Source organism: Salipaludibacillus neizhouensis (genome assembly GCF_002886185.1).
GTDB lineage: Bacteria > Bacillota > Bacilli > Bacillales > Salisediminibacteriaceae > Salipaludibacillus > Salipaludibacillus neizhouensis.
Genome location: NZ_KZ614146.1, coordinates 3,299,556 through 3,321,660, shown reverse-complemented (window position 1 = coordinate 3,321,660; position 22,105 = coordinate 3,299,556). Strand labels below are relative to the sequence as shown.

The 22,105-nt window shown below is 36.1% G+C and carries 28 protein-coding genes and 1 pseudogene; 17 read left to right on the top strand and 12 right to left on the bottom strand.

Features of this window, described 5'->3' with window-relative positions:
- Positions 1-21 precede the first annotated feature (21 nt).
- The gene (locus tag CEF18_RS26005) at positions 22-186 is read right to left on the bottom strand and encodes a hypothetical protein (protein WP_183041070.1); all 165 of its coding nucleotides are present in this window, start codon (positions 184-186) and stop codon (positions 22-24) included.
- Positions 187-413: 227 nt separating this feature from the next.
- Here CEF18_RS26005 and CEF18_RS15610 point away from each other — a divergent pair, with 227 nt between their 5' ends.
- From CEF18_RS15610 to CEF18_RS15585, 6 genes are all read left to right on the top strand, one after another.
- Complete coding sequence (locus CEF18_RS15610) at positions 414-800, top strand: GntR family transcriptional regulator (protein WP_110937313.1); 387 nt, start codon at positions 414-416, stop codon at positions 798-800.
- Positions 797-1,690, top strand: coding sequence for an ATP-binding cassette domain-containing protein (locus tag CEF18_RS15605; protein ID WP_110937312.1), 894 nt, complete (start codon positions 797-799; stop codon positions 1,688-1,690). The genes CEF18_RS15610 and CEF18_RS15605 overlap by 4 nt, the downstream gene beginning before the upstream one ends.
- 122 nt (positions 1,691-1,812) lie before the next feature.
- The gene (locus tag CEF18_RS15600) at positions 1,813-2,418 is read left to right on the top strand and encodes a hypothetical protein (RefSeq protein ID WP_110937311.1); all 606 of its coding nucleotides are present in this window, start codon (positions 1,813-1,815) and stop codon (positions 2,416-2,418) included.
- On the top strand, positions 2,418-3,113 hold the full coding sequence (locus tag CEF18_RS15595; protein ID WP_110937310.1) for a hypothetical protein: 696 nt from the start codon (positions 2,418-2,420) through the stop codon (positions 3,111-3,113). The genes CEF18_RS15600 and CEF18_RS15595 overlap by 1 nt, the downstream gene beginning before the upstream one ends.
- Positions 3,114-3,176: 63 nt before the next feature.
- Positions 3,177-3,851 (top strand): HAD family hydrolase, encoded by a 675-nt coding sequence (locus tag CEF18_RS15590; protein WP_110937309.1) that lies wholly within the window; start codon positions 3,177-3,179, stop codon positions 3,849-3,851.
- Between the two features lie 636 nt (positions 3,852-4,487).
- Complete coding sequence (locus CEF18_RS15585; RefSeq protein WP_183041071.1) at positions 4,488-5,471, top strand: nucleotidyltransferase domain-containing protein; 984 nt, start codon at positions 4,488-4,490, stop codon at positions 5,469-5,471.
- Between the two features lie 254 nt (positions 5,472-5,725).
- On the opposite strand, the gene CEF18_RS15580 is transcribed toward CEF18_RS15585, so the two are convergent.
- The 4 genes from CEF18_RS15580 to CEF18_RS15565 all read right to left on the bottom strand — a co-directional run bounded on the left by CEF18_RS15580 (position 5,726) and on the right by CEF18_RS15565 (position 9,111).
- Positions 5,726-6,292, bottom strand: coding sequence for a nucleotidyltransferase family protein (locus tag CEF18_RS15580; protein ID WP_110937307.1), 567 nt, complete (start codon positions 6,290-6,292; stop codon positions 5,726-5,728).
- 1 nt (position 6,293) lies between these two features.
- A complete protein-coding gene (locus CEF18_RS15575; RefSeq protein WP_110937306.1) occupies positions 6,294-6,836 on the bottom strand; it encodes a GNAT family N-acetyltransferase in 543 nt (180 codons plus the stop codon).
- A gap of 363 nt (positions 6,837-7,199) precedes the next feature.
- Positions 7,200-8,138 (bottom strand): SDR family oxidoreductase, encoded by a 939-nt coding sequence (locus tag CEF18_RS15570; RefSeq protein ID WP_110937305.1) that lies wholly within the window; start codon positions 8,136-8,138, stop codon positions 7,200-7,202.
- 19 nt (positions 8,139-8,157) lie between these two features.
- Positions 8,158-9,111 carry an SDR family oxidoreductase gene (locus CEF18_RS15565; protein ID WP_110937304.1) on the bottom strand — a complete coding sequence of 318 codons (954 nt, stop codon included), beginning with the start codon at positions 9,109-9,111 and terminating at the stop codon, positions 8,158-8,160.
- A 169-nt stretch (positions 9,112-9,280) separates the two neighbouring features.
- Here CEF18_RS15565 and CEF18_RS26000 point away from each other — a divergent pair, with 169 nt between their 5' ends.
- Positions 9,281-9,451, top strand: coding sequence for a hypothetical protein (locus CEF18_RS26000; protein WP_183041072.1), 171 nt, complete (start codon positions 9,281-9,283; stop codon positions 9,449-9,451).
- Between the two features lie 179 nt (positions 9,452-9,630).
- Here the strand turns inward: CEF18_RS26000 and CEF18_RS15560 are convergent, their stop codons facing one another.
- The 4 genes from CEF18_RS15560 to CEF18_RS15545 form a co-directional block, all read right to left on the bottom strand.
- Entirely contained in the window at positions 9,631-9,819 is a 189-nt protein-coding gene (locus CEF18_RS15560; protein WP_110937303.1) for a hypothetical protein, read from the bottom strand.
- Positions 9,820-9,869: 50 nt separating this feature from the next.
- On the bottom strand, positions 9,870-10,079 hold the full coding sequence (locus CEF18_RS15555) for a phospholipase D-like domain-containing protein (RefSeq protein WP_110937302.1): 210 nt from the start codon (positions 10,077-10,079) through the stop codon (positions 9,870-9,872).
- Positions 10,080-10,403: 324 nt separating this feature from the next.
- Complete coding sequence (locus CEF18_RS15550; protein WP_110937301.1) at positions 10,404-10,667, bottom strand: hypothetical protein; 264 nt, start codon at positions 10,665-10,667, stop codon at positions 10,404-10,406.
- Positions 10,668-11,060: 393 nt separating this feature from the next.
- Positions 11,061-11,312 carry a YgaP family membrane protein gene (locus CEF18_RS15545; RefSeq protein ID WP_110937300.1) on the bottom strand — a complete coding sequence of 84 codons (252 nt, stop codon included), beginning with the start codon at positions 11,310-11,312 and terminating at the stop codon, positions 11,061-11,063.
- A gap of 147 nt (positions 11,313-11,459) precedes the next feature.
- On the opposite strand from CEF18_RS15545, the gene CEF18_RS15540 reads away from it, so the two are divergent.
- The 5 genes from CEF18_RS15540 (at position 11,460) to CEF18_RS15520 (ending at position 15,225) form a co-directional block, all read left to right on the top strand.
- Positions 11,460-13,208 carry an adenine deaminase C-terminal domain-containing protein gene (locus CEF18_RS15540; RefSeq protein ID WP_110937299.1) on the top strand — a complete coding sequence of 583 codons (1,749 nt, stop codon included), beginning with the start codon at positions 11,460-11,462 and terminating at the stop codon, positions 13,206-13,208.
- 37 nt (positions 13,209-13,245) lie between these two features.
- Positions 13,246-14,310 (top strand): DUF3048 domain-containing protein, encoded by a 1,065-nt coding sequence (locus CEF18_RS15535; RefSeq protein WP_110937298.1) that lies wholly within the window; start codon positions 13,246-13,248, stop codon positions 14,308-14,310.
- A gap of 43 nt (positions 14,311-14,353) precedes the next feature.
- Positions 14,354-14,656, top strand: a complete 303-nt coding sequence (locus CEF18_RS15530; protein ID WP_110937297.1) for a YerC/YecD family TrpR-related protein — start codon at positions 14,354-14,356, stop codon at positions 14,654-14,656.
- Positions 14,657-14,786: 130 nt separating this feature from the next.
- Positions 14,787-14,984 (top strand): hypothetical protein, encoded by a 198-nt coding sequence (locus CEF18_RS15525; protein ID WP_110937296.1) that lies wholly within the window; start codon positions 14,787-14,789, stop codon positions 14,982-14,984.
- A 19-nt stretch (positions 14,985-15,003) separates the two neighbouring features.
- Complete coding sequence (locus CEF18_RS15520; RefSeq protein ID WP_110937295.1) at positions 15,004-15,225, top strand: hypothetical protein; 222 nt, start codon at positions 15,004-15,006, stop codon at positions 15,223-15,225.
- 144 nt (positions 15,226-15,369) lie between these two features.
- Here CEF18_RS15520 and CEF18_RS15515 read toward each other — a convergent pair whose 3' ends face one another.
- The 3 genes from CEF18_RS15515 to CEF18_RS15505 form a co-directional block, all read right to left on the bottom strand.
- Positions 15,370-16,005: a pentapeptide repeat-containing protein gene (locus CEF18_RS15515; protein WP_110937294.1), complete on the bottom strand. Its 636-nt coding sequence runs from the start codon at positions 16,003-16,005 to the stop codon at positions 15,370-15,372.
- 156 nt (positions 16,006-16,161) lie between these two features.
- A complete protein-coding gene (locus CEF18_RS15510) occupies positions 16,162-16,875 on the bottom strand; it encodes an AAA family ATPase (protein ID WP_110937293.1) in 714 nt (237 codons plus the stop codon).
- An 840-nt stretch (positions 16,876-17,715) separates the two neighbouring features.
- Positions 17,716-18,675, bottom strand: a complete 960-nt coding sequence (locus tag CEF18_RS15505; protein ID WP_223292382.1) for a pectate lyase family protein — start codon at positions 18,673-18,675, stop codon at positions 17,716-17,718.
- Positions 18,676-19,378: 703 nt separating this feature from the next.
- On the opposite strand from CEF18_RS15505, the gene CEF18_RS15500 reads away from it, so the two are divergent.
- The 5 genes and pseudogenes from CEF18_RS15500 to CEF18_RS15480 form a co-directional block, all read left to right on the top strand.
- Positions 19,379-19,909: a GNAT family N-acetyltransferase gene (locus tag CEF18_RS15500; RefSeq protein WP_110937291.1), complete on the top strand. Its 531-nt coding sequence runs from the start codon at positions 19,379-19,381 to the stop codon at positions 19,907-19,909.
- Between the two features lie 78 nt (positions 19,910-19,987).
- The gene (locus tag CEF18_RS15495; RefSeq protein WP_110937290.1) at positions 19,988-20,263 is read left to right on the top strand and encodes a hypothetical protein; all 276 of its coding nucleotides are present in this window, start codon (positions 19,988-19,990) and stop codon (positions 20,261-20,263) included.
- Positions 20,264-20,386: 123 nt separating this feature from the next.
- Entirely contained in the window at positions 20,387-21,103 is a 717-nt protein-coding gene (locus CEF18_RS15490; protein ID WP_110937289.1) for an alpha/beta fold hydrolase, read from the top strand.
- Positions 21,104-21,225: 122 nt separating this feature from the next.
- Positions 21,226-21,834 carry a histidine phosphatase family protein gene (locus CEF18_RS15485; protein WP_183041073.1) on the top strand — a complete coding sequence of 203 codons (609 nt, stop codon included), beginning with the start codon at positions 21,226-21,228 and terminating at the stop codon, positions 21,832-21,834.
- Positions 21,835-21,876: 42 nt separating this feature from the next.
- Positions 21,877-22,105: pseudogene (locus CEF18_RS15480) on the top strand (IS3 family transposase); the annotation flags it as partial.

The following is a 22,105-nucleotide window of genomic DNA, read 5'->3' as shown; positions in this document are numbered from 1 at the left end:
AGCTACTATCCTTTTTAGAAATTAACGATCACGTTTTTTACTTTTCTTCGACTTTTTGATTTGTTGAGCATCATTTTCTGCCGCAAACTCAGTTTGTCCATTTCGTGCATCTAAGTAAATGTTTTTGTCAGTACTACGATTTTTTTTGTTATGCTGTTCATTGCGTTTCTCATGATTATTTATCACACTCACCTCCACTACATAGTGTTTATGAAAAATCGAAATTTATGTATGAATCATAAGTAAACTCATGAGTAAATTGTTCACTTAAACAAGCCGAATAATTGTCATTAGCATTAATTGAAACTTTAAAAAATTAGTGAGAAAACTATTTACTTTAATTCCAATAATAGGATATAATCATAGTACATTACAACACTAATGCACTATGTCTCATGGAAGGAGGGGTGGTCTTGTTTTTAAATACAGAGGGCACAAAACCTATTTACGTACAAATTGCTGAATGGATTGAGACGGAAATCTTAAATGGAAACTTCAAGAAGGATGATAAGGTCAATTCCCAATATCAATTGGCAGAAATGTTTAATATTAATCCAGCCACAGCCGGCAAGGGACTGATGATATTAATGGATGAAAACGTCATTTATAAAAAGCGAGGATTAGGGATGTTTGTCTCGATAGATGCGAAAAAAAATATCATTAATAAACGTAAGGAACAGACGTTGAAGAGGTTAGTTCAAGAATTAGTTTTGGAAGCGAAATATTTAGATGTGGATGAAAAAGAACTTCTTGAAATGATTAGACAGGCAAACCTTGAAGGGAAGGGTGAAGAAAAATGACAGTGGTCCATTTTCAGGATGTATCGAAAAAGTTTGGACGTACAAAAGCGTTAAATAATGCGACATTCTCTATTGAGGAAAATAAAATAACGGGCTTGATTGGAAGAAATGGTGCCGGTAAAACAACGATATTAAATATTATATCAGGCTTCATTCAAGCAACTTCAGAAGAGGTAAAGGTATTTTCAGAAAAACCATTTAATAGCCTTTTGGTTTCCGCAAATTCTATCTTAGTCGATGACAAGATGAGTATGCCTTCCTTGAATTTAAAAGGAATATTAATAGAAGCGGGAAGATTTTATGAAAAATGGGATGCATCGTTAGCTCAGCGTTTATTTGAATACTTTTCATTTGATGAAAACCAAAGTCATGATACGTTGTCGAAAGGTAAAAAGAGTACATTCAATATGATAATTGGTTTAGCTTCCCGTTGTCCATTAACTGTGTTTGATGAGCCGACGACTGGAATGGATGAAGCGGTACGAAATGATTTTTACCGAGCTCTGTTAAAAGACTACCTCGCGCATCCGAGAACAATCCTGCTCTCGAGTCACCATTTAAATGAAATGGAAGATCTGCTAGAAGAAGTCTTGCTGATTAAGGACGGTGAGACTCATTTACACATGCCTATTGAAGATTTAAAAAACTATGCTATAGCCTTCAAAGGTAAAGCGGAACTAGTAAAAGAGTCTACAAAAGATCAATCTATTTTGTATCAGAAAACTCATGGCCCGGATCAAATGTATATTGTTTCAAAAAACACGTATTCAGAGGAAACTCTTCAACGAATAAAAAGAAGTGGAATGGAGATTTCCAATGTTACACCAAGTGAGGTTTGTGTTTATTTAACAAGCTCGTCAAAAGGAGGTATTGATGATGTCTTTAGCTAAAATTAACATGGATGATACGATTAAAAAATTATATTTATTTAAACTAAACTCATATTCAGGTGTATTTACCACGTTAATTTTTCTACAGATTATCTCTATTATTAGCATTTAATAGTGGTGAGATGAGTGCGGGTTTTGATATTTTTGAAGTGAAAATTAATTACTATTCCGCATCTAGTGTTTTTGTTCTAACTATGTTGTGGGGATTTATTACAGCGTTTTTACTAACTACAAAAGGGTATAGATATGCTGATTTTATGTTTGTAACAAATCGGCTAACCAGTCATTTAGCAAATGGATTATTTCTGCTGACAATGAGCTTTCTTGGCTCGTTAACGGCCTCTCTGTCTCCATTTCTAATCAGAGTGATTATTTTTATCTATCAAGATGAGGGACACATAACTGAGGATTTTCTAATGTCAGCCCAAGCTCATGAATTTATAATTGGATTTGCTACAGCTTTTCTCTATTTACTAGTCTTTAGTGTACTAGGTTATTTATTTGGGATGCTAATTCAATTTAACAAAGCTCTGCAAGTAATCATTCCGGTTGTATTTTTAGGTGGATTGATGATCAATTCAGGTGAGCAAGGTATGATAATTTCGATAATTAATTTTTTCATGATGGAATCATCATTCGTATTATTTACTTTAAAAATGATAGTCTCGATATTGGTGATCTATTTAAGCACGATTCTCCTTACGAATAAGATGGAGGTGATTCGCTAATGGGGATGCTCATTATTTTAGTTATTATTGGACTGATAGTGTATTTTATGAAAAAAGGAATCGATAATAAGATAATAAGAAGTAACTCTAAAGGTCTGAAGTGGTTGTTCTTAGGTTATTTAAGTATTTTAGTACTTTCTGTACCAGTTGCTTTTTTGCTTCCAATCGAAACAGAATCTTTGAAAGGTGAAATTGCTAAGGGCGATGTAGTGCATGAACAAGATATCTATATTGAAGATGCTCTTTTAAAAGGGGAGATCGAAGAGTTAGTAGATAAAAATAAAACGGAGTTATGGGCATTTGACTACGAGAATGATGTTTTGAATATTGAGCAAAAAGCTGAGGAGTTCTACGTTGCTGTTTATCTGGAGGAAACGTCAGAGTATACAGAAATGATAGAAGCTACTTATTTTTATCCTAGATTAATTGTAGATGAGTGGGATTTTTCTAATGAAGTAAGTCCAATTAGAGTTGAACTGAAAAATAACTCGCTTAATATTTATGAACCTCTGTCGGTTACGATTAATCACGGAGAGTTCGAGATGGGATTTCCTATGAGTCAATTCTATGGAGAATCGAAGATGATGGGCCGCAGTTCATCATCATCGATGGGGGGACAAATCCTTTATCTCAAGGTGCCTGAAGGTTTAGAAATAGGTGATGATACTAATGTTGATATTATTAAAGTGGAATAGTTTTGTTATATATTTACATTTCGGGACAACTCTATTAAACTTGCTAAAGAGGCAGGTGTTTAGATGGCGATTGTAACAGTGGATTTTGACGGAACACTTTATCAAGGTAACTCATTTAAGGCGATGTTTTTAGTAGCTGAAAAAGAGTTTACATGGAAAGAGTGGTTGTTAGTCAGTGGGGGAATGGTGAAAGCTGTAGGCCTTGGTGTATGGAAAGGGAAGCAGGCGTTCAGACACACTTTTTTTAAAGCTTTTGCCAAGTCGTTTAAAGGGAAAACAAAACAGGAATTAGATGAGTTTTTCAACCACCTCGTTCTAGCGGGATCACACGAAGTCCATCAAGATTTAGTGCATACAATACGTGAGCATCAGTCAAAAGGAGATCAAGTGATAATATTGTCAGGAGCGCTAACCCCGTTTCTTGAAGCTTTTATTAGAGAGTTACAATTGGATGTGCCAGTGATAAGTACAGAGATCTTATTTGATGATCAAGGATATTGTACGGGAGAAATAGGTACGATTGTAAACGGTCAAGAGAAGGTAAGAAAAATTGTTGACTGGATTGGAGAGAAAATGTCTCATGATGAGACTTCTCGTTCAGACGGCGATAATTTATGGGCGTATGCAGATAGTGAGAGCGATCTTCCTTTACTGGAGTTTGTCAATAAACCAGTAGTAGTTAATCCTAACTCTACTATGAAGCAAATTGCAGAAAAAAATCAGTGGCCGGTCTTTTGATATAGGAATTCGTTTTCCAAAAATAACCGTGATATTAGTGTTGATTTCAATTCTGTCACAAAGTAGTTTTACTGCATCTTCCACTATGGGAGGTGCTTTTTATTTGTAGTTTCTTAGGGAATGGATTCCAAATGCCCCTCATAAAATAGTTAAGAAATTAAGGTCTGATAATAAATCTAGGAAAATAGAATGATTTTTTGTCCTGAAATCCATTTTTAAGCCTTTAATGGGACTGTTCTCTTAGGGGGTAAAATAAGGTTGCTGGGTGTTCAGTATTGTAGACTTGCTCTTTTAGTCAAGCCTTGAGCCGTTTATTCATATGAAAGATTGGAGAGGTGTACTCTATTAACGAGAGGGATTAAAGTACAATTAGAAAGGAGGTTACTTTTTTATATTTCTTTCAATTTTTATAGTGCCTCAGATAATATAGATACAAATTCAAAAACATAGATTCTTCTTAAAGTAGTATAAAGATAAAATAGCTTAATAGAATTTGGATAATGTGTAGTTCAATAGAAATGACATCTAATGACCTAGCTGCAAAATATAGCAAAATTTTCGAAAAATCTACAAGGAATTATGTCGTATTGTATAGAAAAGGCTATTATAGAGACGTCAAAATTTCCGGAGGTTAACATGAATAAGAGAAGCTTGGAACTGATGGATATTGCTAAAAATTATATTTACGACAGTAATTGTAATATAAGTCACGTTCTTGTAAGTGGATCGGTAGCTAGAGGTGAAGCGGATGAATTTAGTGATGTGGATATAACACTTTATTCAAAAGATAGAGGTTTTATTGGATCGAAGAATATTGAATATAGGGATGAAATACTTCAAATAGACAAAAAACCTTTAAACAAGCTGCCAACAAAAAGGATGGTTATGGAGAGCCCTTGGGATTATCGGTTTTTAGTCGAGAGTATAGTTATTATAGATACTAATAATCAATTAAAAAATATACAAACTTGGGTGAAAGATTATTTATTCTCTGAGGAGGGCAGGCAAAAACAGTTGGATCAGGTAACGGACATTGTGACATCACGGACAATGTTTGCGAAATCCTGTCTGAAAGAGAAAAGAAATTTTTCTGCGACATACGCTGCGATGGGAGCTTGGTCGGAAGCGGCCTTGTTATATTTATTCTTTCAAAAGCACTCTGTTTCTAATGATCGAGTCATTCCTCATATTCATCAATTATGTGGACATTATCAAGAGTTTGAGTCAGCTGTACCTTTTAATAATGAAGTTAACGCAGCCGAGTTCCCTGGGAAAATGACAGCATTTCGAAAGCACTTAAGAGTGAAAGGACATTCGTTTGAATTCGGCTTATCACCTATTCAAGATAGATTGTGTGGTCAAAAGGCGTTACGATTACTACAAAAAGAAGAAACACTAAGTTTAAAATGGCAATTATACGGAGAAGCGTTTTGGTTATTCTTGGAGACATCAAATGGATTAGCCCTAGAACCTTATTATCGGCGATTACCACCGTCATTGCAGGATCATATGTCTGACATAGGGTTTCAGGCTTTGTCTCATAAAAAGGTGCTCGTATTGTGTAGTCTTAGCGGGGAGTTAGTACATTTATCGCAACGGAGACTTTTACAAATAAAGTAGAAGGACCAAAATCGAAGTAATTGTTGTTCACTATTTTGAACGAAGGTTGGCTCTTTCCTGGTAGATAGCTATGTTATAAGTAGCGGTATTTTAATCTGCTCTAGGCGGAAGCTTTCCCCTGGCAATGCTTCCGCCTGCTCGTGAAGTAACGTTCGTTTCTGCTAATCTGCAGGGAGTCATCCCCTTCTCTTTTTCAAACTTTTCAATGATAAATTTGTCAAACAGCTTTCATTTAAGAATAGGATTTTCTCCCCTCAAGTTTCGGTAACAAGCCTCTGCCATCTTGACTGCCAATTTTTAGATTTTACTCGTTGATTATAAACAGCAGCAAGATGCTTAGTGCTTTTAAAAAGAGGTGTTGGTCTAACTATTAAATTGATCACATCTTGTATCCCATGTGGTGCTGTAAGCACGACGTTTCCTGGTGTATCCAGTCGGACACCTAATGAAGTAGCTGTTTCGGGGAATTTAGCAATCCCGTCTTCAGCTGACTTATAAGGGGGGAGGTCATTAATGACATGCATTCTGGCTTGGTTTTTCACAGACCAAGGATAGGTAGGGGAGATGCGTCTTAACTCCTGTTCTAATTCCTTTTCTAAGTGCTCATCTGTTTGCATCACATCAAAGTAGATGACATCGATGTCAGAAAGAGGAGTGCTTTCTTGAAATTCGTGCAAGGTGTCCCATATTTTAGACCTTACAAAACCGGCGCAAACCCACCAGTCAGGTAAATTCAAGAGTTGCACAGCTTTTAGTATTTCCATCATGTCATTACATTGTTGGATAAGTTGCGAAATATCATGTTCGGATTTTAACATCATGTTATCTGGTCGCCCATTCTTCTGCTAACAAACTGTATACAAAAGCATCGGAGTAATGATCATGAAGCCATTCGAACTGCCTAATACATCCTTCTTTTGTGAAGCCTAAGCGTTGTGGTATTGCCTGGCTTTTATAGTTTTGGACAGCTGCACGAATTTCTATTCTGTTTAAATGCAAGTCACGAAATGCATACTGTATCATTGCATTGCAGGCTTGTGTCATTAATCCTAAACCTTCAAACTCTTCTCCTAGCCAATAGCCGATACTTGTTGCGCGGTTGTTCCAATTGATTTGGTGAAAGCCAATAAGCCCGGCAATTTGACCTCTGTACCATATACTGGCCTGGAAACCGTTATTATCTGCATATTGCTTCATAGCAATGCGGATAAATTGTTGCGTGTCGGTAACTTCCTTCGTTCCTTCCACCCATGGCAACCACTGGTGTAAATTCTTTGATCGTTTTATCAAATTAAAAAGTGGCAAGGCATCATTCATATCTAAAAGTTTCATATAAGCCTCGTTGTTTATCCGATATGTAAACATAACAACACTCCTTTTTATGAGATAATTTATAAAATGGGCAGCTACCTTCACGCCGCAAGTATCAAGGGAAACCCACCTCCTTTCGAGTAGCACCTACACGCACTTCGTAGGTGCTACTCGGGGGCGGCGGAAGCTGACGCTGTATTTAACAAAAGACGGCTATGCCGGTTTTCTTAGTAGAAAATGTCAATAAAATAATACTAACATAATTATATACATGAAAGGAATCCTTCTCCGACAACAATTTAAAAAGTCGGTTCTGGACAATAAATACTTCAGTTTACCTTTCGATAGCACAAAATAGAACCTCACGACTTTAAATAGGTCATGAGGACTTAATATGCTGTTTAGTGATCTACCAAACTAAGAAGACATCCATTGACCACCATTAACATGAAGTGTTTGGCCAGTAACGAATCGTGAATCCTCCGCAGCGAGATATACATAAGTGGGAGCGAGTTCAAAAGGTTGGGCGGCACGTCCTATTGGATTCTCACTTGCAAATATAGCTACTTCATCGGCTGAAAAACTGGAGGGAATAAGTGGTGTCCACGTTGCACCTGGAGCAACAGCATTAACCCTAATACCTTGATCAACCAAATTACTCGCTAATGCTCTTGTGAAACCAGTATTCGCTCCTTTTGTAGCAGTGTAGTCAATTAATGTTTTCATGCCAGCATAACTGACGACGGAAGAAGTGTTGATAATGGAGCACCCTTCGGATAAAAAAGGAAGGGCTGCTCTTGTGGTATAAAAATGAGAATAAACATTAACTTTGAAGGTATCATCAAATTGCTCATCTGTGATATCGAGCAAGTTTAATTGTTGCAGTTGAATGCCTACATGATTACAGAGGATTTCAAGGTGTCCGAAAACTTCGATTGTTTGAGTTACAATGTTTATACACTGTTGTTTTTCACGCAAGTCTCCAGGTAGTAACAGGCACTTCTGACCGAGTTGTTCGATCCTTGTTTTCGTTCTGTTCGCATCCTCGTGTTCATCTAAGTAGGAGATTGCGACATCTGCACCTTCTTTAGCGAATGCAATAGCTACAGCTGCCCCAATACCACTGTCTCCCCCTGAAATAAGGGCCACTCTATTTTTTAGCTTTCCAGTGCCTTTATATTGCGCATTTTCTATGATAGGTGGGGGCACCATTAACTTTTCCAATCCAGGCTGCTGAAATTGTCTTTGTTCAGGAAAATTTAAGGGAACTTCTTCGTAACGGGTGATTTTCCCGTAATGAGAGTGCAAAGGATAGTGATCGGTTGAGTTTTGACCTTTTTTATTTTTTCGTTTCATGTGTACCTCCTGTCTTAAACTAGGAAGATGTCCACTCGCCACCGTTCACGTGAAGCGTTTGACCAGTAACAAATCGTGAGTCATCCGAAGCAAGATATACATAAGTCGGAGCAAGTTCAAATGGCTGGGCCATCCGTTCCATAGGATTGTCTTTGCCAAACACTGCAACGGCATCTGCAGAGAAGCTGGCTGGAATCAGTGGCGTCCAAGTACGTCCGGGGGCAACTGCGTTCACTCGTATTCCTTTGTCTACCAGATTGTTGGCTAGTGCACGTGTGAAACCGACATTTGCTCCTTTTGTAGCGGTGTAATCAATCATTTGCCCAAAACCTACATAGGCGACAATCGAGGCAGTGTTAATTATGGAACTAGCTGGTTCTAAATAGGGAAGTGCCGCTCGAGTAGTGTAAAAGTGAGAGTAAATATTCACCTTAAATGTGTCATCAAATTGCTCATCAGTAATATCTGTCAGGCTTTCTTGTTGAAATTGAATACCAACGTGATTACAAAGAATATGCAGAGAGCCAAATGTTTCGATTGTTTTTTCAACAATATAGATACACTGCTGCTTTTCACGTAGATCACCAGGCATTAGCAAACAACGTTGACCTAGTTCTTCAATTCTATCTTTTGTTCGATTTGCATCCTCATGCTCATCTAAATAGGCAATAGCAACATCCGCCCCTTCTTTCGCGAATGCGATGGCAACAGCTGCACCTATCCCACTATCTCCACCGGAAATAAGAGCGACTTTTCCTGACAATTTACCACTACCCATATAGTTTGGGTTCTCAATGATGGGAGATGGAACCATTAGTTTTTCCAAACCAGGTTGGCGAAGCTGACGTTGTTCAGGAACGTTGATCGGTATGTCTTCGTATCGCGTTATTTTCCCGTAATTTGGGTACATCGGATACGTATCTTTTTTCGCCTGTGATTGTTCAGATGAATGATTGTTTTTATTTTTCTTCATGCTTAACCTCCCAGTTTAGACACAGCCAATTTTATTTCAATCTATGCTGGGTAGGCATTTGACGTGCCAATTTGAGCTTGGATTCAAAGACATATTAGACGAATGAGTACCTTCTTAGAGCAAGCTGAATAGGTTAATGACTAGGGATAAACAGAGGGGAGGGTATCTAGTGGATTATTATTACAATCCAGAGGTTGAGCTACTGCTAGTCGATGCTTCTGAGAAAATGGTAGAGATGTTATATAACGACAATCCGTATACTTGGCCAATGCCTAATATAGGACCAAGACCACCATACTACACCAATCCTCGTTATGAGGAGAACTTCCCGCTAATATAAATAAATAATCACATCGGGGGTTTACCTGGTGTGATTATTTGTTCAGAGATAAGAAGTTATAAAATTAGCAGCTACCTTCTCGCCGCAAGTATCAAGGGAAACCCACCCTTGATACTTAAAAGATGGCGGCGGAAGCTAACGCTGTATTTAACAAAAGACGGCTATGCCGTTTTTCTTAGTTAAAAAGTTGAGAGTCCACTTGCTTCTTGTAGTCGATAGAGCCAATAACGAAAAGAGGAAGCTTCTTCTTTAGACTCACTATATTCTTCCGTGAAATCAATCTCATCATTTTCCCACAAAGTCTTAAGATAGGTTTCTATATCTTCCAGTACAGCCTCCTTTGGACTTCCAGTAATTTTCAGATCCATTTCATAAACGCCATCTTCTAGATTCTTTTTAGTGAAATTTGCTGAACCACCTATCGCTGTAGAACGGTTAAAACCGTGATGGAAATGTAAGGATTTTCTATTTTTTTCCCGATTAATTTTTCGGTGAAAGTTCTTGCTAGTTCAGGTGTATGAATGATTTCAGGGTATTGATCATTAAACAAAAACATGTCCACTAATATAAAGTCTTCAGAACGGCTTACTAGTTGTTCTATTTCTTCTATTATTTCCTGGTTTTTCATTCTTTTGTTATTCTTAGTATAATTAATATCACGAAGAAAATAGACCTCGCTTTGATTATTGGTACTTTCAAAGGAGAGACCTTCGGGAAGTTCTTTTAATTGACCGTATAGTAATGAACCACTGTATATGAAGACAAGAAGAAGGATACATAACCAGAAAACGTTTTTTTTCGTTTTAAAAATGGTGCTGAGATATCTTTTTTTTCGATCTCATAAAGCTCACCACTTTCTTACGTTTTACATTTATTTGGGATAAGTTGAATGAAGGAAATGACTCCGGGTATACTCCCGAAGTCATTCATTAATAAAGACAGATATTTGAATTTACTTGGTGTTTTGTGCTTGTTGAAGCTGTTGAGTCGCTTGCTGCAATTGCTGCTGAACTTGTTGGAATTGTTGCTGTTGGTTCGGTTGTGCACTGCCTTGAGCTTGCTGCAATTGCTGCGTAGCTTGTTGTAAAGCTGTTTGAGCTTGTTGAATCGCCTGTGGATTAGCTTGTTGCTGTTTTTGTTGAATCACTGCTTGCGCCTGTTGAATTGCTTGCTGTGCTTGTTGAACTTGTTGCTGATTTTGTTGGTTTTGTGGCATGAGATCTCCTCCTAGTGCATATTTTGTTACCTCTTATAGAGTGCCAAATAATAAGTAAGTCATACTACTTTTTTCAAAAGAGGTTGTTGAATTTAAAGGAATGTTCTAACTAGCACTTATCGGATGCTCTCCACGGGCCAAGCTTCAGCTATTGCTATTCCCGCAGAAATAAGCACTTCGAGTCTTCAAGTTTTTGGAAATATCAATAAGGGAACAAAAAAGGTACTTCTGTTTCGAAAGCTATTATTCCTCTGCTTTTTTACGTTTGTTATAAAGCTTCATCCAAAAATATAGCCCAAAAACAATACTTCCAAAAAAGAGGAAAAACAAAAACAATGAATCGGTTGCTATTTCCCAAAGCATCTTTACATCAAACCTTTCCAGCCAAAAATCTTAAGAGGGATTAATTGGTTCGCTATTGCTGTTTTCATACGAGTAGTCACCAGAGTTTTTCTTATAAAGAAAAACGAGTGGACAGAATCGGGTAATTCCTTCAGCAACTTTCATAGAACCGAGAAAAATCGTGATAAAAGATGTGTTGCTATGCGGTTTGCGATGAAGTCTAGAAGTTCCCCAACTAACCATCATAAGACCACAAGTGATTCGAATTAATGCATTGATTATGCCAATATTAGGCTTTACCATGTTAAATTCCTCCTTAGTTTTCAAATTTGTCACATTTCTTTAGTGATGGAATGCACAAATATGGTAGAATAGTGAAAGCGGTTACTTGAATTGTGTTTTTTAAGCTGAACTAAAATAATCTCATTGAGAATAAATAAGGTGATATAGATGATAAAAGGATTTTCACATTATTGGACAAAGAAACAAATTCGTGATCAGCTGGCTGTGGTGCAAGGTAAAAAGGCACCGACAATGGTTGTGACAAATACAACATATTTGAATAGCTATCGGAAAACTTGGATGCAGGGGAATATCTGGATTCATCGTGATCGGATTGTATATGTTGGAGAAGCCATGCCGGCTGCACAAAATGATACTGAATTCGTCGACGCAAGTGGAAAATACGTTGTACCAGGTTATATTGAACATCATGCTCATCCGTTTCAGTTATATAATCCCCTTAGCCTTGCAAAATATGCAGCAGAACGTGGGACAACGACATTAATAAATGACAACTTACCTTTCTTTTTTCATTCAACAAATAAGCAAGCGCTTTCATTATTGGATGATATCCAGAAAACCCCGGCTACAATGTTGTGGTGGGTCAGGTACGATGCGCAAACAGAGTTAAAGGATAATAACGATGGTTTTGATTATTCAAACATGAAGAAGTGGTTGGAGCATCCTTTTGTTGTTCAAGGTGGGGAATTGACGGATTGGCCATCTGTATTGAATGGAGATGACAGTATTCTTCATTGGATGCAAGCAACAAAGGATGTAAGAAAGCCCATTGAAGGTCATTTTCCCGGTGCTGGTGAAAAAACATTAACACAAGCGGCAATCATTGGGGTTGACGGAGATCATGAATCTATGACAGCAGATGATGTCCTAAAAAGACTTGATGTAGGTATGGTGGCATCACTTAGATATTCATCGATCCGACCAGATTTACCAAGGATTCTTAAAGAGCTTCATGAAAAAGACTTTCGTCAGTACGATCACTTAATGATGACAACTGATGGTTCACCACCACATTTTATGAAACATGGGTTTATGGAGCATCTCATTCAAATTGCTATGGATGAAGGTGTACCTATGATAGAAGCTATAAACATGGTGACAGTAAATGTCGCGACACACTTTCATATGGATGATGTGCTTGGGATGGTGGCGCCCGGAAGAATTGCGAACCTTAACTTTTTACAAAGCAAGGACAATCCAATGCCAACTGAAGTACTTGCGAAAGGCAAGTGGGTTCGAAAAGATGATAAGCCGTGTTTCCCGGAAATACCTTTTGACTGGGGAGAGTATGGTTTAGGAGAAATGGAATTAGATTGGGATTTAACCAGAAATGATTTTCAATTTTCGATGCCTCTTGGAGTGGAGATGACGAACGATGTTATTATGAAACCTTATCAAATCGATAAGGACATAACCATGGAGGAACTTCCGGAAAACTCAGATGAATGTTTTATAATACTGGCCGACCGCTTTGGAAAATGGTTAGTAACAACCGTTGTAAGGGGATTTGCGAAGAACTTATATGGATTCGCGAGTTCTTTTTCCACAACAGGAGACATTTTATTGGTCGGAAAAAGCAAGCAAGGTCTTTTGGACGCATTTCAAGAGTTAAAAAATATAAAAGGGGGTATTGTACTTTTAGATCGTGATCGGGTGGTGGCCACTGTACCATTAAAAATAGGAGGGGTGCTATCTTCAGCGAACTTGGATGAAGGACTAATTGATCAGGAGGAACAGTTAAGACTGGCATTAAAAGAACGCGGGTATCCTCACGGTGATCCCATTTACAGCTTATTATTTTTCTCTTCTACACACCTGCCTTACGTGAGAATTACACAAAAAGGGATATTTGATGTGAAGAAGAAAAGGGTACTCTTTCCTTCGTTAATGCGGTAAACTAGAACAAGCATAGAGAAGAGAGGCAGATACCTTTATGAAAGTTTTATATTCATGTTTAGCAATTATATGTATCCTCATATTGACTGCCTGCAATAACGAGGAGGACTCCTCAGAGGTAGCTGAAACGAAAGATGCTGAGGAAGAAGTGGAAGAAACAGAAAAGGAAACAAATTCTGAACCAGAAAATACAGAAATAGAACCGAGCAATACTTTCCCATTAACTGGTGAGCCTACAGAGGAATCAACAGATCATCGTGCTTTCGGTGTGATGATAGAGAATTCCACTTCATCTAGGCCACATTCTGGATTGTACCAGGCTGATGTTGTATATGAACTTTTAACAGAAGGACAAATAACACGATTATTAGCAATTTTTCATAGCGATCAACCAGAAGTAATTGGAAATGTACGAAGTGCACGGGAGTATTTTGTCCATTTGAATACTGGTTATGATGCTATTTATTCATCGGCTGGAGGAAGTCCCGGAGCATTTGACTTGATTAAAAGGGAACAAGTACCGTATATTAGTGGTCTTGACTATGATGGTCAATATTTTATGCGCACATCTGACCGCTCTGCTCCACATAATATGTATACTACATATGAGGATTTAGTAGATGCTGCCAACGACCTAGGATTAACTGTGGAAGACCGTGAACCACCTGAATTACCTTTCTTTGATGAGGAAGACAGTGTGAAGGCTGATGGAACTGCACAAGGACTTGATATTAGTTATAATAGTAGTGTGAATGATGTACGGTTTGATTATGACAAAGAGACCAATAGCTATGTCCGCTCAGTCGGTGGAAATCGTGTAGATGATCTGGAGACAGGAGAGCCAGTTGCTCCTAAAAATGTGTTCATTGTAGCATCTGCTCATCAAGTGTTAGATAATCAAGGTCGCCGTTCTATCGATATCGAATCAGGTGGAGAAGCCCTTTTAGTTCAAGGTGGGGAATTCATCGAAGCAGAGTGGCGAAATGTAGAAGGTCTTATCCTTCCTTTTAAAGATGACGAAGCACTGTCATTTTTACCAGGGCAAACATGGATTAACTTCGTAGACGGCGGTATTGAAAATCGAGTGTCGTTTGACGAATAATACCGTTATCACTACCTTGAATACGAGAGGATGAATTCATTACATGCAAATTGATAAATTACGAGGGAAAGAGCTAGATCAGCTGTTTAAATCAATATTAAGCTTGAAAGATGTAGAGGAATGCTATACATTCTTTGACGATCTTTGTACAATGAACGAAATTCAATCATTAGCTCAACGTTTAGAAGTAGCTCGTATGTTAATGGACGGTGACACCTATCAACGTATTGAAAAAGATACTGGTGCAAGTACAGCTACAATTTCACGTGTGAAGCGATGTATTAATTATGGAAATGACGGCTACCAATTTGCTTTGGCTCGCGTAGCCAAGGATTCAAAAGAATGATATGGGAAATTAGGAAAGACACTGAAAAAGTCGATTTTTACTTTTTTAGTGTCTTTTTTTTAACAAGATAACTTATAAATTTAAAACTTAGCGCAATCTTTTTTGAATTATTTTATCGGGAGGTATTCACTTGTCTATTAAAAAATCACTGGCTTATTTAGTCTACACTATTTTTTTGCTTGGATTGTTTATATATATTGGGGAACTTATACTAGATATTGAAGCAGAAGTCTCAACCTCTGCGGGACTTACACCGCTGTACTTTTTTCCTTTAGTGTATTTTCCGCTTGGTTTACTATTAGGCTTACCTATTTATTCAACAATTTAGGCAAAGTGGAGGATGGAAAGTGAATATGGAGAAGTTGTTGTTTGTTGGTATTCCTTTTTTATATTTATGCTGTTATCCGATTTTTTATTTTCATGCACCTATATTAACCCTTCCATCTGGCAAGTTAAATTTAATTTTACTAAGTCATAGCTTTACACAAATAGCTGGAATCATTTTCGGCTACATGTTGATAACAAGTTTTTATAAAGTTAGTAAGTATCCTGTTATTATAGGGCGGTAAAGAAGATTACCAGCTCAATCATATTAGTCTAGTTTTGCCCTAAGCGGCAGCTTCCCCCGGGCCATGCTTTAGCCTCCCGGGGAAAAAAACCATGTCTTTCCTCTTTCAATTTTGCTAGTATAAGAATTTATGTCTTGATAACCGTTAATCCGTAATGACCAAACCTAATAAAGAAGAAAATTGAATGGCCTGGAAGGTAGATACTTTGCAGCCTTTTAAATCGGCTAAAGATATAATTAGTTTTTCAAAATTTGAAGTGCTGATATCTATCCCTTTGAGGGAAGTTTTTTCAAAGTTTGCACTGTTGATATTACAACGAATAAATTCAACTTTTTTAAATCTACAATCGTAAAAATCCGTTGATTCTAATGAATTTTCTTGAAAGTTTACTTTCTCAAATTTTGAATTTCCGAATGAAGCCAAGTTCAACAATGAATTATCAAACTGAACATTACCAAAGCGGGAATCGGTTAAATCAACACCTAGTAATTTGCAGTTTTTAAACATCGTTCTATGAATGGAAGAACCTTTTAGAATCGCATTCGAGAAATCACAGTTTTCAAATGAGACATCTGTAATATCGATATTACTAAAATCAGTATTGTTAAACTTACAACCTTTCATAACCAAATTGGATAGTCGAACCTTATTTAACACTTCATTATCAAATGTAGATTCCTTTATTTCACACATCTCCAATTCTAAATCCTCTTCGTAAAAAATATCGTGAAAATTCTTTGAAGGCAAATCTTTCGGCATCCTTGGTAAATCTATTTTCATCTATATTCCTCTTTTCAATAAGTGATGTCTCTCACTTATGAGTTATTTGTTACTCAAATATAGCAAACCATGATATTTAATAAAAGACTGTTATTTTGGGGAGAGTTGTGTGCAATACAAGTTTAGTGGAGAGGCAGAAGCAATTCGTAATCATTGTTAATCCTTTAAAATTTCCTGTAAAAACCTTTCTCTATTTTGTAAAAAGTATTTTGTTATTTGATAATGGTCTGTATCCTCATAATCAATCTCTTTAATTGTGCCGTTATCAAAACTTAAAATTGTGGCGTTTGGAAACCCTAAAAGAATTGGAGAATGTGTAGCGATAATAAATTGACTGTCACCGCATGAGACTAAATCATGAATGATTTTTAAAAATGAAAGCTGTCGTTGCGGTGATAAAGCAACCTCTGGCTCGTCTAATAAATAGATTCCTTTTCCCTTGAAACGATTTAAAAAGAGAGAAAAAAAGGATTCTCCATGTGACTGTTCATGCAAAGATCGTCCACCATAGGCATCATGAGCTCCTATTGTATCAATATGTGAAGCGAACTGATAAAAAGACTCTGCTCTGAGAAAGAATCCATTCGTTACCTTTGGGAGCCAGGAAAGCCTTATATACTCTCCTAGTGCTGATTCGGAAGACTCCACATCATAATAGTTATTTCGCCCTCCGCCAGCTGTATTAAACTCGCATTTATCTGCAATAGCTTCTAAAAGCGTGGATTTTCCAGAACCATTTTCTCCAACAAAAAAAGTAACTTTATTTTCTAAATCCAATTGTCGAAGATCTTTTATAGATGGAATCGAGAAAGGATACGTTTTAAAAGATGGAATACGTTCATGCTGAAGTTCAATCCTTTTTAAAAACATGTGATCACCTTTCATTTCGTTTATTAGTAATTGTACCATTTCATTAGCGAAACTACTCAAACAGTTGAATGAATTTAGTGCTAAGTTTAGTCTTGGGAAATTATTATAGCCGAGAAACGAATAAAGGCCACACAAGCATATACATCCGTTAAATAAGCTGTAACTACTAATAGGATGAAGAAGAAGAATAGAACGTTTATTTTGTTACCTTCTTATCTAAATAGTTAGTTTGTTAAATATGTATTATACTTGAATTAATAACCTTTTATGGATAAAAAAAGTGAATTTAATTGTTATGCCATGAAGTGAAATGAGTTTCTGAATTTTGTTTTTAGAAAGTAGGCATATATCTGTACATAAAAGCGTCATTGTTGCTGTGATTTTCAGTAAACACGATGGGGGGTATTAATTATAATTTGATCTCATACAAAAAAATCTATTATACTTTGTTTGTTTTATTAATATTTTTTCTCATTAGTACTATTATATTTTCATTTGTTATACAAAACCAATTCTTTAGGGATTTCTCTATCTTAGGATTAATCTATCCTGTTATTTCTTTAATCTATTATTTCAATAAACAAAAAAAGAAGAGAAATACACAAAGAACGCCCACTAATCATGTGAATAATTGTTAAAACTAATGCTTATTCTCAAATAGATATTTGAGAGATAGAAATGAAAATTATTGAGTATTAGTGAAGGTGATAGATAAGCTATTTAAAGGCATCTCTAAATAACAAAACTTCCTTTACCTTTTGTGGATCTAAATGCTACTATATTATAAAAACTAAACACAACACTAAACTAGTAAGCCGCCAGAACGGGCGGCTTACTAGTTTAGTGTTGTAATACACCTACACCTGCATATTGTGTAACGATGGATTTTACATCCTGAACTGGATGAAGATTATAACTATAGGGTACAGAATAATTTGTCGTGGATGACGTTGGTTGGTTTCCGGTACTGTTTACATACAAATTGTTTGATACGTTCCAGTATCCAGTTGTGCTACTATACCAGTAGCCTAACGGATTATTGGAATTCTCAAAAAGGTTATTTTCAACAAGAAGTTCAGCTCCCATACGTGCATTAATAGCTGTTCCTTCAATATTTTCAAAGTAATTATTGTAAAGGTGTCCTTCACCGTAACGGAAACTAGGAACACGCGAATTTAAATTTTGAAAATGATTATGGTGGAATGTAATATTTTTATCAGCGCTATCACTATCAGAAGACCCCATTAACATTGCTTTCCAACCATCATGAACATAGTTCCATGAGAAGGTAATATTAAAGGCATCCCGCTTTATATCAAATAAACCATCATAATAATCTTTATGCACATCTAGACTGGCGTAAAGCTCATTATGATCGACCCAAATATTACTTGAAGGCCCTTCAATACTGATTGCGTCTTTATCACCAGTGTTTACTTCATGAATGGTAAGGTTGCGTATAATTATATTATTGGCTCTCCAGATTTTAATCCCAATGCCATCAAACTCCCCATTCGTTCCAACACCTAGAATAGAAACATCGGATACATCTTTAAGGTTAATTTTACTATCGGAAGTGTTATTTGGAGTAATCGTACCATCCACATAAATAGTCAATGGTGTATTTGAATTTTTTGAAGATAATGCCTGGAGTAATTCATCTCCTGTTTGAACAGTTATCGTATCACCATTCGCTCCACCAGTCGTGCCTCCATTGTAAGTTGCGAAACCTTCCATATTAAAGTCTGGCGTATTAGCATGAGCGGTTTGTAAAGACAAACCTACAAAAAAAGTTACCATTAAGCTACACAAAATCATTTTAAACCATCTTACTTTCATCATCTACTCACGTCCTTTTTTGAATTTTAATTCAATGGGCTTGGTAATTCTAGATGAATGAAACTGTAATCGCTTACTAAAGAGATTATACGATCCCTATTTTAAGACCTCCTTTCATTTAATTAATGAAATCGTAACATAATTATTAGTTTTATTAATAATCATTTAATCACATAAATTCCATTAATGGGATTTAATAACATTAATAAGTGATAATGATTATTACTTTTAGAAAGTTAATAAATAATAATTTTCTTATAATAAGGAGCAAAGAAAATAAATAGTTGTTTGGAAGAAACCGAGAGGCTCTTGTGGAAGAATGATCCAAGCGAGACCCCGCGCAGCGCGTTAGTTAGCTCGAGGAGGCTCGAGGATCATCTACGGATAGTAAACGGTAATTCTTCTAAACAACCTTCGATGATAACAAAGCAACATATTCAAAAAATAGATATAAAAGTTTCAGAAAAACTGCAATACAGTTTTTCTGAAGATAATTTTGCACTAGTTTCTGTCTATTAATTGACTTGTCTAAAAGCAGTTTCTTTTTTGTGCTAATAATTACAAATTAATGGAAGATGATGTTAAAATAAATAGGAGAATAGTTGAAGAGAGTTATCATTAATAAATGTAGATTGTTGAAAAAGTAGATGGGGAGTTATTAAATATGTTCGATATTAATGAGGATATCATAGTAAAAATTCGGACAGGGCAATTAGAGGATGCGAAATCAGTATTAGAAATACAAAAAAACGTCGTCTCTGAAGAGAAGTATTTAATCACAGTAACCGAAGAATTCAATAAAACACCGGATCAACAAAGGGAATGGATTCAGAAGATATTAGAAAATGAAAGAGAAACCCTCATTATAGCTGAAATGAATGGTGAAATTGTTGGCTGGATCGTATTCTTTGTACAAAATCGGAAAAGATTGTCACATGTTGGCTCGTTGGGGATGATGATCAGTGAAGATTACAGAGGTATGGGGATTGGAAAGTTGCTTGTAAAAGAACTATTAGATTGGGCTAAAACGAACCGTTTAATAGAGAAAGTCAGTTTAGGAGTATTCTCAACTAATCAAAGGGCAATATCTATGTATAAAAGGATGGGATTTGTGGAAGAAGGTCGTAAAGTTAACGAAATAAAGATAAACGAAAACGAATATGTAGATGACATTCAGATGTACAAGTTGATTTGATCACGACGCTTTCAGTTTTGCTAGAGTTACAGAGCGGTAGTTTTAAAGCAGGAAAATCAAATACAGGAGGTTAATTAAATGGAATCTACTCTCATAACGATAACCTTTTTCATGGTTATTTATTTAATAATTATGGTACTTACATTAGAAGGTCGTATCAGAGGTTTGAAATATTCGTTAGATCAATTAAAGAATCAAACGGTTATGTCAGAAAACCCAGTAGATGAAGAATTACGTGAATTAATAGAAGAAGGAAAAGATGTAAAAGCAGTAAAAAAGGCAAGAGAAACTTTAGGGCTTTCATTATTAGAAGGAAAGAGATATATTGATAAATTAAAATTATCTGATAGATAATAGAAAGGAAATCCTTTGAAAAATATAACTTTATCTAATTCCATGCTCATCAGGACGGCAGAATCTAGCGTATGAATGGATAGAGAATGCATAATAACAGTCTTGTATTGAGGAGTGCCTAGGGTGAAAAATTATATAAAAAAAGAAGAAGTAGAACTTCATTATATAGACAGTAATCCTCAGGATGATAAAAGTATACCACTTTTAATTTGTCCAGGATTATCTGAATCAGCTGAGGACTATATGGAAGTAATGTCAGCATTGTTGCCAAGAAGATGTATTACATTTTCCCATCGAGGTCGAGGGAAAAGCAATTCTCCCGATCATGGTTATTCTTTAGAACACCACGTGAGAGACATTGAAACATTCGTTAAACAATTCTGTTTAAAAAACTTTTACCTCATGGGATATTCGAGAGGAGTTTCATACGCACTAAGTTATGCAATTAACAATGCAGATTGTTTAAAAGGTTTGATACTTGCCGAGTACCCAGCAGAACATAAAGAAATGCCAAAAGGATGGGCTAAGGAGTATTTAGAAAGTTATTGGGGGGATAAATTAGGATCTGAGATTATGAAACCACATGTAGTAAAGGGAATAGAAGAAGACTCAAAGTATGTTAATTTCCGACACGAGCTACATCGAATTAACTGCCCAACTTTAATAATGAGAGGAGTGCTTGATGAATCCCTGCTGTCAGAGGAGCAATTGAACGTTTATGTAGAGAAATTAAATGATGGAATGGCAGAGGTTTTTGAAAAGTCAGGTCATACCCTGAAAGAATCAGAAACAGAAAAGTTTATAACCACAGTAAGGCTGTTCTTAAAGAACATAGATTGATTTTTTAAAAGTATGGATGTTTATACTAGAATTTATCTTGAAATTGAAAGTGAACAGCTAAGATTTTTATCTGGAAATTTTTATTATTGATAGTGTTTAAAGCAAAGTGCGAGGAGAGTATCGTGGAAATATCATTTATTAGACATGGAAAATCTCAGCTATCTGAAAATGATAAAATAACTTGTTTCGAGTTTAGGAAGTGGGTTGAAAAGTATGATTGTCATGGAGTGTTTAAAGAATCCATTTTTCCTTATGAGACCCTAGTAAAAGCAAAAACTGCAAATATTATTATTACGAGTGAATTAAATAGATCCGTAGAATCGGCAATGTTATTAAATTCAAAAGTGAAAACCATCTCTGACTCATTGTTTCGAGAAACAGAGTTGCCTGCGCGTTCAATGAAGATTTTTAATATAAAATTAAAGCCAAATAGTTGGGCACTCATTTTAAGATTACTTTGGTTGTGTGGATATTCTAACGAGTGTGAATCTTTGAAAAGTGCTAAATTGAGAGCTGAAAATGGGTCGCAGCAATTAATTGATTATGCAAAGAAATATGGATCGGTAGTATTAGTAGGTCATGGTTTTCTTAATACGTTGATAGCGATTGAATTGCGGAAAAAAGGATGGGAAGGTAACAGAAAAGCTGGTGCAAAACTGAACTGTAACCCGAATAATGGACACTTAAAAAAAGTGCCTCATTATTCGGGTTTTTATGTTTTTATAAGATAAACCCGTTTATAATAAAATAAATCATTAGAACGGAGAATGGACATGAGTAAAAACATATATTCAGAGTTTCAAATGAAAGAACTAGAGAAGAATCCGAATGTTGTACGTGTGTCGGATCGATCGATCTCTTACCAACCATATTTTAAAGTAAAGGCTGTTCAAGAATATAAAACAGGAAAAAGACCTTCTCAGATCTTTCTAGAGAATGGATTTAACCTTGAGGTTATAGGTAAAGATCAACCAATACGTTGCTTAAGGCGTGCGCGATACG